This window comes from uncultured Nisaea sp. (genome assembly GCF_963974195.1).
In the GTDB taxonomy this organism is placed as follows: Bacteria; Pseudomonadota; Alphaproteobacteria; order Thalassobaculales; family Thalassobaculaceae; genus Nisaea.
In genome coordinates this window covers 1-11,455 of sequence record NZ_CAXBDC010000124.1, presented here as the reverse complement: position 1 = coordinate 11,455, position 11,455 = coordinate 1, and the positions used below count along the sequence as shown (strand labels likewise).

Sequence of the window (11,455 nt, the reverse complement as noted above, 5' to 3'; positions counted from 1 at the left end):
CAAAGCTCGCCGGCTCCGGCAAGGTGGAGATCGACGAGAAGGGCAAGAAGCAGACCCTTTCGGCCAAGCATATCATCCTCGCCACCGGTGCCCGCGCCCGCGATCTGCCGGGGCTTGAGGCGGACGGAAAGCTGGTCTGGAACTACAAGCATGCGCTGGTCGCGGACAGCATGCCGAAGCGGCTTCTGGTCATCGGGTCAGGCGCTATCGGAATCGAATTTGCCAGCTTCTTCAATAGTCTCGGGGCTGACGTTACAGTCGTCGAGGTGATGGATCGGGTGCTTCCTGTCGAGGATGCCGAGATCTCGGGCCTGGCTCACAAGGCCTTCGAGAAGAAGGGCATGAAGATTATGACCGGGGCCACGGTGAAAGGCCTCAAGCGCGGCGCCAAGGAAGTCGTGGCGACCATCGAGAAGGGCGGCAAGTCCTCCGAGCAGAGCTTTGACCGGGTGATCTCCGCTGTCGGTATCGTCGGCAATGTCGAGGATCTCGGTCTGGAGGGCACCAAGGTGAAGGTCGACCGGACCCATGTCGTGATCGACGAGTGGTGCCGCACCGGTGAGCCGGGCGTCTATGCCATCGGCGATATTGCCGGAGCCCCCTGGCTGGCGCACAAGGCGAGCCACGAAGGCGTCATTTGCGTCGAGAAAATCGCCGGCCTGAAAGACGTGCATCCGCTCGATGTGAAGCGCATTCCGGGCTGCACCTATTGCCAGCCGCAGGTTGCCAGCGTCGGCCTGACCGAGGCAGCGGCGAAAGAGGCCGGGTATGAGCTGAAGGTTGGCCGTTTCCCCTTCATGGGCAACGGCAAGGCGATTGCTCTTGGTGAGCCGGAAGGTCTTGTGAAAACCGTGTTCGACGCCAAGACCGGGGAGTTGCTCGGTGCGCATATGATCGGCGCGGAAGTGACCGAGCTGATCCAGGGCTACAGCGTGGCCAAAACGCTGGAGACCACGGAGGTCGATCTGATGCATACGGTGTTCCCGCATCCGACCCTGAGCGAGATGATGCACGAGTCGGTCCTTGACGCTTATGGGCGTGCGGTCCACTTCTAGAATGATTGCGGCCGCGTAGCGGCCTTGCAGAATGCGGGTATGACTGATGGATCTGGACCTGAAGCGGATCAAGGTATTGGATGGCGTGACGGCCATTCTGGTGCGGAGTACTGCGGAATCCGAAGGTGATATTGCGCAGGAGCTGGTCATCAAGGTGAATTTCCCGCTGGACGGCCCGGACAGCGGCAAGCACCGGAAGAAGGCGGACGCGGTCATCGAGACCGCCGAAGAAGTCATCTCCGCCGACGACTATTTCGACCGCGTCACGATCGAGCAGGTGCTCTGGTCGCGGGAAAGAGAGCTGCAATGAGCGAGAGCGACGTCAAGACGGCCCGTATAGGCGCCGCCCGGCATCCGGAAAAAGCGCATCGCCCCGATAACGAGGTGAAGCGGAAGCCGTCCTGGATCAGGGTCAAGGCGCCGACCTCGAAGGTCTATCTCGAGACCCGGCAGCTCATGCGCGACCACAAGCTGGTCACCGTGTGCGAAGAGGCGGCCTGCCCGAATATCGGCGAGTGCTGGTCGAAGAAGCACGCGACGATGATGATTCTCGGCTCTGTCTGCACGCGCGCCTGTGCCTTCTGCAACGTCGCCACGGGCCGACCGGACAAACTCGATCCGCATGAGCCGGACGAGGTGGCGGAAGCCGTTGCCAAGCTCGGCCTGCGCCATGTGGTCATCACGTCCGTTGATCGGGACGATCTGGACGATGGCGGGGCAGGGCATTTCGCGCAGGTGATCCGCAAGATCCGCCTGATGTCGCCGGAGACCACCATCGAGGTGCTGACCCCGGACTTCATGCGCAAGGATGGCGCATTGGAGATCGTCGTCGATGCCCGCCCGGACGTGTTCAACCACAATCTGGAAACCGTGCCGCGGCTCTATCCCTCGATCCGTCCCGGTGCCCGCTATTTCCATTCCCTGAAGATTCTGGACCGGGCGAAAGAGCTCGACCCGACGATTTTCACCAAGTCCGGTCTGATGGTTGGCTTGGGAGAAACGAAGGAAGAGATGTATCAGGTGATGGACGACATGCGCTCCGCTGATGTCGATTTCATCACTCTCGGCCAGTATCTGCAGCCGACCCCGAAACACGCGGTAATAGACCGTTTTGCCACGCCGGACGAGTTTGAGGCCTACAAGAAAACGGCTTACGGCAAAGGTTTCCTGATGGTGGCGTCATCCCCGCTCACGCGTTCCTCCTACCATGCGGATGAGGATTTCGCGCGGATGCGGGCGGAGCGCGACCGGCGCCTTATCGGCGAGCGGGGAAGGGTGCGTGCCGATCTGTCGCTGACAGATCTTGCAGAAATGGCAGTATCCGCGTCCAAATGACGTGATATAAGCCCACCGATGCCTACCCATGCAGAACAACGGGTTGTTCCATTTGCCCCGGAGCAGCTTTTCGACCTCATCGCAGACATTCAGCGTTACCCGGAATTTCTTCCGTGGTGCGTTGGCGCGCGGATACGGAAACGTGACGGTAACCGGATCGTCGCGGACCTGGTGATCGGCTACAAGCTGATCCGGGAGCGTTTCACCTCGACGGTGACCCTCAGCCCCGAGCAGAACCGGATCGATGTCGAATATACCGACGGTCCGTTCAAGTATCTCAACAACCACTGGGTCTTCGAGCCGCATCCCGAAGGCTGCCTGATCGATTTCTATGTGGATTTCGAATTCCGCTCGAAAATGCTGCAGAAGATCATCGAGGTGTTCTTCAATGAAGCGGTGCGCCGGATGGTGGGCGCGTTCGAAGCCCGGGCGCATGAGCTGTATGGCCCCAAGTGAGGGTGAGCATGCAGTTGCCTGAAAAATATAATTAAACTAAAATTTCAGTTATTTAACTGAAAAACAGGTTTCTTGTTTTGATTCCGTTATGACCACGTGCTGCGTGTTCAGGAACCTTCATCAAACGTGCTGTTTTCACTGGTCGCGAGAATCTCTTCCCTGAAAGCGTCGATACAGTCCCGGACGATCTGTGACGGCGGTACCGCCGGCGGCCGGACGAGCAGGGTGCGGAATTCCAGCGATGGCACGAAGGGCCGCAAGGCAACGCCTTTGCCCAGAAACGGCTCGGCACAGATCGGGTTGATGAAGCCGATCCCCATCCCCGCCTGAACCATGGCGCATATGGTATTGGCAAAGGGCGTCTCAAGCACGGTCTTGACCCGGCTTCCGGCGCTGTCCAGCACCCGCTCCAGATCCTGACGCGTCGTATCTTCAGGAGACAGTGCGATGAAGTCCTGATCGTTCAGGTCCAGCGGCTCCAGATGCGCCTTGCGGCACAGGGGATGGCCATCCGGCAAGGCTATGGCGCCGCGAAACCTGGAAAGTGTCTCTGCCTCAACACCCGAAACATCGATCTCGTCCGCCGCCAGCCCCAGATCGAACTGACCGGCGGCCACGAGTTCCTTCACGGTCGAGGACATGTGCGTCTGCAACGTGATCGATACGTCAGGATGGCGTTTGCGGAACCGGACCAGCGCACGGGGGACGATATTGGTGCTGAGGGCCGAAAGCGTCGCAATGCGGATTTCGCCGGAGCCGAAATCGCGGATACGGGCAGCGGCGCTTCGAAGGCGGGAGAGGGCGGCGAAGGATTCCTCGACCTCGCGGAAATAGAAATGGGCTTCCGCCGTCGGCACCAACCGCCGCCGGGTCCGGTGAAACAGCGCGAAGCCGAGCTGCCGTTCCAGCTCCTGGATCGCCTTGCTGATACCCGGCTGCGAGATATGCAGCACCTCGGCAGCGCGCTGGGTGGTTCCGTTGACCATGACAGCGTGAAAGATCTCCACCTGTCTTAAATTCAAAGGGTTTTTCAACATTGCATAACTAAAATATATCAACTGGCCTTAAATATGTATTTTTTTGATAAGTCGACTCCGTCTAACGTCTGATTAGCGGCAGATGGAGTTTCCGATGAAAGACCAGACACGATGCGTTGTGACACCCGAGGTCAACGAGGCCGGGTATAGATCCTTGGCCCCAGCGGTCCATCGTGCCTCGACAATCGTTTTCAAGGACGCGGCGGATTATGCGGCGCGCAGTGAGCGTGGCCCGGACGGGTATTCCTACGGGCTCTACGGCACCCCGACGACACGGCAGCTTGAGGCGAAGCTGAACGGGCTCGCCGGGGCGGCAAGGACGCTTCTGGTGCCGTCGGGACAGGCCGCGAACGCGGTTGCGGCGATGGCGCTGCTGTCAGCGGGAGATCATGTGCTGATCGCGGATACCTCATATCCCGCCATGCGCTCCCTTGCGGACGTGGATATGAAACGGTGCGGGATCGAACCGGAATATTTCAACCCAACCTCGCTTGAAGATTTGGCGGGGCGCATCCGGCCTGAAACCAAACTTGTCTGGTGCGAGTCGCCGGGCTCCACCACGCTGGAAGTGCAGGATCTTCCGGCGATTACCGGGATCGCCCATAAGGCCGGCGCGCTGGTCGGGTGCGACAATACCTGGGCAACCTCGCTGGGTTGCAAGCCGATTGCCCTCGGCGTGGATATCGTGACCGAGGCCCTGACGAAATATGCGTCTGGCCATTCGGATCTGCTGATGGGGGCGATGTCCTTTGCCAGCGATGAAGTCGCGCTGGATGTGCGGGCCTATATGGGCCGCATCGGGGTTGGCGTCTCGCCGGACGATGCGGCTCTGGTCCTGCGCGGTATGGAAACGATGGCGTTGCGTTTCAATCATGCGGCCGAAGGCGCGAAGCGGCTCATCGATCGCCTGCAAGATCATCCGGCCGTGGCCGATATCCTCTGGCCGCCGCTGGAAAGCAGCCCGGGGCATGCTCTCTGGTTGCGTGATTTCACCGGTGCCGCCGGTGTGTTTACCGTGATTTTGGCCGATGGTGCTTTGGCAAAGCTGGATGACGCGCTCGGCGCATTGAAGACCTTCGCCATCGGCGCGTCCTGGGGCGGCACGCGCAGTCTTGTGGCGCCAATGTCCATCGGGCACAGCCGCAGTGTCGGGCAGGTTGCCGGAGAGGATCTGTTCCTGCGCTTCAGCGTCGGCCTTGAGGCTCCGGAAGAGCTGGATGCCGATATCGAGGCGTTTCTGTCCGTGCTGGCCTAGCTGGCCGATTCCGTACGGGAGAGCACCATTCTGAGGGCGTGCAGCACGGTTTGGTGACGGACAGCCCCCCTGTCGCCTTCGAAGATCCGGTGATCGGCTACGATGCCTGTAGGCGTTGCGGCGGCGAAATGAACGAGGCCGACCGGTTTTTCGGCCGATCCGCCACCCGGGCCGGCAACGCCGGTGACGGCGACACTCACCCCCGCATCCGAATTGGCGAGTGCGCCCAGTGCCATGGCGCGCGCGGTCTGCTCCGAAACGGCACCATGCGCCGCCAAGGTTTCGGAGGGAACACCGAGCATCTGCATTTTGGCTTCGTTCGAATAGGTAACGAATCCCCGGTCCACGACATCGGACGATCCGGCGATTTCGGTCAGCGCCCCGGCGATCAGGCCGCCGGTGCAGCTTTCCGCCGTTGCCGCTTTCCAGCCGAGCGCCCGGCAGCGTTCAAGTACCGTGGCTGCAAGGTTGCGCGTCTCATCATCGAAATTGTCCATCGTCTGGCCCCGCTCAGAGATAATGCTGGATGGCGAAAAGCACCAGGCCAGCGTAAATCCCGGCGCACAGGTCGTCGAGCATGATGCCCGGCGCACCGGTCAGGTTCCGGTCGGCCCAGCCAGCCGGAAAAGGCTTTGTGATGTCGAGGAACCGGAAGGCGATGAAGCCGATTGCAAAGCTCACCGGGTCAAGGGCGGCGGGCAGCAGGGTGATCCATTGCCCGGCAACCTCGTCGATCACAACGGAACTCGGGTCCTTGAGGCCGAGCGTGTCCGCATAGCGGCCGGCCGACCAGAAGCCTATGAGGGTCGCAATAATTGCGGCCACCAGCAGGAGTTTCCAGCCGCCGAGCCAGAGGAACAGCCAGGCGAAGGGCAGGGCGGCGAGGGAGCCCCAGGTGCCCGGTGCGAAAGGCGCATGCCCGCTCCAGAAGAAGGTCGCGGCAAGCCGCACCGGATGAAACAGCGGAAGCGGCCCGATCATTGTTCTATCTCCAGCGGCAGCAGCACCGTTGCCGCGGCCTGTGCCGCAATGCCTTCGCCGCGCCCGGTAAAGCCGAGCTTCTCCGACGTTGTGGCTTTGACGCTGATCCGGCTTTCCGGCAGCTCCATGATTTCGGCGATCCGGCGGCGCATGGCCGGGCGGTGCGGGCCGATCTTGGGCTGCTCGCAGATCAGGGTGACGTCGATATGAGTAATGCGCCCGCCCTTGTTCAGCACGAGATCACGGGCATGCATCAGGAACTGATCCGACGCCGCACCTTTCCATTGTGGATCGCTTGGCGGGAAGTGGCTGCCGATATCACCGTCCGCAATGGCGCCGAGAAGGGCGTCGGTGATGGCATGCAGGCCGACATCCGCATCGGAATGGCCGATCAGCGTGCGATCATGCGCGATGTCGATGCCGCAGAGCATGATATTTTCGCCGGGGCCAAGCCGGTGAACGTCAAACCCCGTGCCGACGCGCGGCTCCATATGTGACGTCATCATGTTTCCGGCCCGCATCAGGTCGGCCTCCGTGGTGATCTTGAAAAGGGATTCGGCGCCTTCGACAAGCCGCACCTCCTGGCCACGCGCTTCAAGCAGGGCGGCATCGTCCGTGGTGTGAGCCTCTGCCGCCTCATGGGCGTCCAGCAGGGCGCGATAGTGAAATCCCTGCGGGGTTTGCGCCCGGAACAGCGTGCTGCGGTCCACCGTGCCGGTAATCGGCGCATCAAGGCTTGTCGCCTGTTTCAGCGTATCCGGCACGGGCAGGGCGGGAATGGCTCCGGGGACCTGCTCCAGCGCTTCGAGAACCCGGTCAATCACAGCGTTCTGAACGAACGGCCGCGCGGCATCGTGGATAAGCACCAGATCCGGCGCCTCATCGACCAACGCGCGGAGGCCGTTCAGGACGGACTGGCTCCGTTCCATTCCCCCCTCGACGGGCGGCGCCAGGTCAATTCCGGCGACCGCTTGCTCGTACAGGGCCCGGTGTTCCGGATCGATGACCACGCGGAGAGAGTCGATTGCCGGATGCGCGCGAAAACGCAGCACCGCGTGGCGCAGGACAGGGACTCCGCCGACCTTCAGATACTGCTTGGGAGTTTCACTGCCGAGCCGGGTTCCACGCCCGGCGGCGACAATCAGGAGAGCGGTCTTTGACCGTGGCACAAATCACCTCAATTTGCTCTGGCACTTCGGAGCGGAGCGCATGATATAGTGACCTCATGCCAATGTCTTTGCTCTTGAATCTCTCCGCCTTGCTGGCGCTGCTTCCCGTCGGACTGTTCTCGCTCCGGACGCCGCAGCGGACGGGCAGCTTATTCTGGATCCTGTTGTCCGTCGCGGCAGCGGGACCGTTGCTGTTCGTGATTGTTTCGATCGGCTCCAGCTGGCGCTCCGATGTTGCCATGGCGCTCTGGCTCGCTGTCAGTGCCAGCCTGTTGATCTATCTGCCGCTCTGCTGGTTCCGGCGTGAGGCGCGGGGACTGACCGTGTTGCTGGTGCCCTATCTGTTCCTGATGGCGCTGGGGGCGACGATTGCCGGTATGGCGCCGCATATTGTCCTGAATGAAGGCCTGCCGGGGACCTGGTTCTCGGCCCATATCGCGGTTGCGCTCGCAACATATGCCCTGCTGACCCTGGCGGCTATTACGGGGCTGGCGATCTTCATCAAAGAGCGTGCGCTGAAAAAGAAACAGATGTCGTCCGGCATCGCTCCGGCGCTGCCATCCATTGCGGATTGTGAAAAGCTTCAGGGCCAGTTGCTCGGCGCGGCGGTGATCGTTCTGGTCTGCGGGCTGGCAACAGGAATCGCGCTGCAAAATTACCTGAACGGGCATGTCCTCGAGTTCGACCATAAAACGGTACTCTCGTTGGTGACATTAGGTATTCTGGCCGTTCTCTGGCTGGTAAACAGCCGCTTCGGCATGCGGGGGAGGACAGTCTCCCGATTGGTGCTCGTGGCATACCTGCTGCTGACGCTGGCCTACCCCGGTGTCAAGTTTGTGGCTGAGATTCTGATCTGAATTAGATCGTCACCAAACCGTCATATAAAAATACCATTTTGACAATTTTGCGTGCAGTTGCTTAATTCGTGGGCAGCAAATCACGGGTGCTTAGAGAATGACCATCGAGATCGGCCCAATTACTCTTGAGAGCCCGGTTTTCCTCGCCCCCATGTCGGGGGTGACGGACCAGCCGTTCCGGCGCCTTGTACGCGAATTCGGCTGCGGTCTGGTGGTCTCCGAAATGATCGCCAGCGCTGCCGTCCTGCGCGATGTGCGCGAGGAGATGTTCAAGATTCCGGAAGACATGGATGCCGAGCGCCCGTTGGCCGTGCAGCTCGCTGGCTGGGATCCGGAGATCATGGCGGAAGCGGCGAAATTCAATGCCGGCCGGGGCGCCGAAATCATCGATATCAATATGGGATGCCCTGCCAAAAAGGTGGTCAACAAGCTCGCCGGCTCCGCACTGATGCGGGACGAGGCGCTGGCAGGACAGATCATGGAAGCCGTCGTGAAGGCAGTACAGGTTCCGGTGACGCTGAAAATGCGGACGGGCTGGGATGACAGTGACCGGAACGCGCCACGGCTTGCCCGGATCGCGGAGGAGGCCGGTATCCGGCTTTTGACAATCCATGGCCGGACCCGCTGCCAGATGTATAACGGGCATGCGGACTGGGACTTTATTCGTGAGGTTAAGAACGCGGTGTCTCTGCCCGTCGTGGCCAATGGCGATATCGCGAGCCTGGAGGATGTGGATGCCTGCATGGCTCAATCCGGCGCGGACGGGGTGATGATCGGGCGTGGCGCCTATGGCCGGCCATGGTTTCCGGCACAGGTCGCGGCCCATATTGCCGGCCGGCCGGTTCCGGCGGATCCATCCTTTGCGGAACGCGCCGATATCATGCACCGCCATGTCGATGCCATGCTGTCGCACTATGGCGCCGCGCTTGGTCTCAGAATGGCCCGGAAGCATATCGGCTGGTATGCCAGCGGTATTCCCGGGTCGGCCGAGTTCCGGAAAGTTGTCAACAACACCATGGATCGCCGGATCGTCGAGGATGCGATCCAGCGCTTTTTCCATGATGAAGCGGGGCATGGCAGGGCTGGGCATGACGGTGCCGATCAGGATCGGCAAGCGGCATGAGTATGATCGTTGAAGCGCCGCCGCGTGCGGAGTCCATAGCACTTGATCCGACCGGTGTGCTCCACGCGGTTCCGACACCGGTGATCGGTCTCGATGAGAGTGACCGCATCGTCTATGTGAACATGGCGGCCGAACACTTCCTGCAGGGAAGTGCATCGGTTCTGCAAGGCACGAAGCTTTCTGACCTGCTGCCGTTCGACAGTCCCGTCTTCAGCATGATCAGTCAGTCCCGGCGCCAGTCTTCGGTTCTGTTCGATTATGACCTGATCCTCGAGGGTCCGCGCATCGGCTCGCATATCGTCAGCGTACAGGTTTCCCCGGTCACGGACCGGGCGGGAGCCGTGATCGTGTCGCTACAGATGCGATCCATTGCCAACCAGCTGTACCGGCAATTCAATTTCAAGGGCGCGGCCCGTTCCGTGACGGCCATGGCGGCGATGCTGGCGCATGAGGTGAAGAACCCGCTGTCCGGCATCAAGGGCGCCGCGCAGTTGCTGGAGCAGAATGCCATTGAGGCGGATCTGCCGCTGACCAAGCTGATCTGCGACGAGACGGACCGGATCTGCAGTCTGGTCGATCGTATGGAGGTGTTCTCGGACGACCGTCCGATCGAACGCAGCCCGGTGAACATTCACGAGGTGCTGGATCACTGCCAGCGCGTCGCGGAATCCGGTTTTGGCAGCAGGGTGAAGTATCATGAGCGCTACGACCCGTCGCTGCCGCCGGTACTTGGTAACCGGGATATTCTCGTGCAGATCTTCCTGAATTTGCTGAAGAATGCATCCGAAGCCCTGGGCGAGATGGACGGAAATGGAGAGATCCATATGTCGACCGCCTATCGGCACGGCATGCGGATTTCCGTGCCGGGTTCGTCGCAAAGGGTGAACCTGCCGCTTCAGGTGACGATCCGGGACAACGGCCCCGGGATTCCGGACGACATGAAAGCGACGATCTTCGATCCTTTCGTGACATCCAAGCGCAACGGGTCCGGGCTCGGACTTGCTTTCGTGGCCAAGGCGGTTGCGGATCATGGCGGTGTGATCGAGGTCGATTCAGTGCCGAGGCGCACAGAGTTCAGGATCTCGCTCCCTATCGCCGATATTTCACAGGCCTACATGCGGGCATGACAATGGACAATGCTTCGATTTTGATCGCTGATGATGATCAGGCGATCCGTACCGTATTGACGCAGGCCCTGACCCGGATCGGTATGGATGTCCGTTCGACGGGCAATGCAGCCACTCTCTGGCAGTGGGTTGAACGCGGGGAAGGCGATCTGGTGATCACCGATGTGGTGATGCCGGACGAGAACGGCCTCGACCTGCTGACCCGTATCCGCAAGGTACGGCCGGATTTGCGCGTCATCGTTATGAGCGCCCAGAACACTCTGCTGACCGCGGTCAAGGCGAGCGAACGCGGGGCGTTTGAATATCTGCCGAAACCCTTCGATCTGGCCGAGCTGGTGCAGGTCGTGCGCAAGGCACTGATGGCGCGCTCCGAAGGACGCGTGCCGGCGCAAGCGGAGGTTTCCGAAGAGGAATTGCCGCTAATTGGCCGCTCCTCGGCGATGCAGGAGATTTACCGGGTCCTGGCCCGCCTGATGGCAACGGATCTGACGGTGATGATCGCTGGCGAGTCCGGAACCGGCAAGGAGCTGGTGGCCCGTGCGCTGCATGATTACGGCAAGCGCCGGAACGGCCCTTTCGTCGCGGTCAATATGGCGGCAATTCCGCGTGAGCTGATCGAAAGCGAACTGTTCGGGCATGAGAAGGGGGCCTTTACCGGCGCCACGGCCCGGTCAAGCGGCCGGTTCGAGCAGGCTCGGGGCGGGACGCTGTTTCTTGACGAAATCGGCGATATGCCGATCGAGGCGCAGACCCGTCTCCTGCGTGTGTTGCAGGAGGGAGAATACACCACTGTCGGCGGGCGCTCGGCCATACAGGTCGATGTCCGTATCGTGGCCGCCACGCACCGCGACCTGCGGCAATTGATCCGGCAGGGCATGTTCCGCGAGGATCTGTTCTATCGTTTGAATGTCGTTCCAATCCGCCTGCCTCCGCTGCGTGAACGCAAGGAAGATATCCCGGATCTGGTCCGGCATTTCCTTGCGTTGGCGCAGAGAGAGGGGTTGCCGGAAAAGAGCATGGATGCTGCCGCCATGCAGCGCCTGACGGCCTATAACTGGCC

13 protein-coding genes are annotated in these 11,455 nt (G+C 61.1%); 9 read left to right on the top strand and 4 right to left on the bottom strand.

All coding sequences use genetic code 11. From position 1 onward, the window contains the following. From AAC126_RS19625 to AAC126_RS19610, 4 genes are all read left to right on the top strand, one after another. Window positions 1-1,055 (top strand): dihydrolipoyl dehydrogenase (locus AAC126_RS19625; protein WP_339856602.1); only part of this gene is annotated, 1,055 nt, incomplete at its 5' end. Window positions 1,056-1,101: 46 nt separating this feature from the next. Further along, window positions 1,102-1,365: a hypothetical protein gene (locus tag AAC126_RS19620; RefSeq protein WP_339856599.1), complete on the top strand. Its 264-nt coding sequence runs from the start codon at window positions 1,102-1,104 to the stop codon at window positions 1,363-1,365. Then, window positions 1,362-2,390: a lipoyl synthase gene (lipA, locus tag AAC126_RS19615; protein ID WP_339856597.1), complete on the top strand. Its 1,029-nt coding sequence runs from the start codon at window positions 1,362-1,364 to the stop codon at window positions 2,388-2,390. The genes AAC126_RS19620 and lipA overlap by 4 nt, the downstream gene beginning before the upstream one ends. Window positions 2,391-2,408: 18 nt before the next feature. Further along, window positions 2,409-2,846, top strand: a complete 438-nt coding sequence (locus AAC126_RS19610; protein WP_339856595.1) for a type II toxin-antitoxin system RatA family toxin — start codon at window positions 2,409-2,411, stop codon at window positions 2,844-2,846. A gap of 107 nt (window positions 2,847-2,953) precedes the next feature. Here the strand turns inward: AAC126_RS19610 and AAC126_RS19605 are convergent, their stop codons facing one another. Continuing rightward, a complete protein-coding gene (locus AAC126_RS19605) occupies window positions 2,954-3,883 on the bottom strand; it encodes a LysR substrate-binding domain-containing protein (protein WP_339856594.1) in 930 nt (309 codons plus the stop codon). 94 nt (window positions 3,884-3,977) lie between these two features. Between AAC126_RS19605 and AAC126_RS19600 the strand changes: the two genes are divergently transcribed. Further along, window positions 3,978-5,138 carry an aminotransferase class I/II-fold pyridoxal phosphate-dependent enzyme gene (locus AAC126_RS19600; RefSeq protein ID WP_339856591.1) on the top strand — a complete coding sequence of 387 codons (1,161 nt, stop codon included), beginning with the start codon at window positions 3,978-3,980 and terminating at the stop codon, window positions 5,136-5,138. On the opposite strand, the gene AAC126_RS19595 is transcribed toward AAC126_RS19600, so the two are convergent. The 3 genes from AAC126_RS19595 to AAC126_RS19585 are packed head-to-tail and all read right to left on the bottom strand — an operon-like array spanning window position 5,135 to window position 7,288. Continuing rightward, window positions 5,135-5,635, bottom strand: a complete 501-nt coding sequence (locus AAC126_RS19595) for a CinA family protein (RefSeq protein WP_339856590.1) — start codon at window positions 5,633-5,635, stop codon at window positions 5,135-5,137. The two genes, AAC126_RS19600 and AAC126_RS19595, sit on opposite strands and share 4 nt — an antisense overlap. A gap of 13 nt (window positions 5,636-5,648) precedes the next feature. Continuing rightward, window positions 5,649-6,119 (bottom strand): phosphatidylglycerophosphatase A, encoded by a 471-nt coding sequence (locus tag AAC126_RS19590; protein ID WP_339856588.1) that lies wholly within the window; start codon window positions 6,117-6,119, stop codon window positions 5,649-5,651. Further along, complete coding sequence (locus tag AAC126_RS19585) at window positions 6,116-7,288, bottom strand: bifunctional 2-C-methyl-D-erythritol 4-phosphate cytidylyltransferase/2-C-methyl-D-erythritol 2,4-cyclodiphosphate synthase (RefSeq protein ID WP_339856585.1); 1,173 nt, start codon at window positions 7,286-7,288, stop codon at window positions 6,116-6,118. The genes AAC126_RS19590 and AAC126_RS19585 overlap by 4 nt, the downstream gene beginning before the upstream one ends. A 62-nt stretch (window positions 7,289-7,350) precedes the next feature. Between AAC126_RS19585 and ccsA the strand changes: the two genes are divergently transcribed. From ccsA to ntrC, 4 genes are all read left to right on the top strand, one after another. Further along, window positions 7,351-8,145: a cytochrome c biogenesis protein CcsA gene (ccsA, locus tag AAC126_RS19580; RefSeq protein WP_339856583.1), complete on the top strand. Its 795-nt coding sequence runs from the start codon at window positions 7,351-7,353 to the stop codon at window positions 8,143-8,145. Between the two features lie 97 nt (window positions 8,146-8,242). After that, complete coding sequence (gene dusB, locus AAC126_RS19575) at window positions 8,243-9,268, top strand: tRNA dihydrouridine synthase DusB (RefSeq protein ID WP_339856581.1); 1,026 nt, start codon at window positions 8,243-8,245, stop codon at window positions 9,266-9,268. Continuing rightward, a complete protein-coding gene (locus AAC126_RS19570; RefSeq protein ID WP_339856578.1) occupies window positions 9,265-10,395 on the top strand; it encodes an ATP-binding protein in 1,131 nt (376 codons plus the stop codon). Before dusB ends, AAC126_RS19570 begins: the two co-directional genes overlap by 4 nt. 2 nt (window positions 10,396-10,397) lie before the next feature. Further along, on the top strand, window positions 10,398-11,455 hold a 1,058-nt coding region (gene ntrC / locus AAC126_RS19565), incomplete at its 3' end, for a nitrogen regulation protein NR(I) (protein ID WP_339856575.1).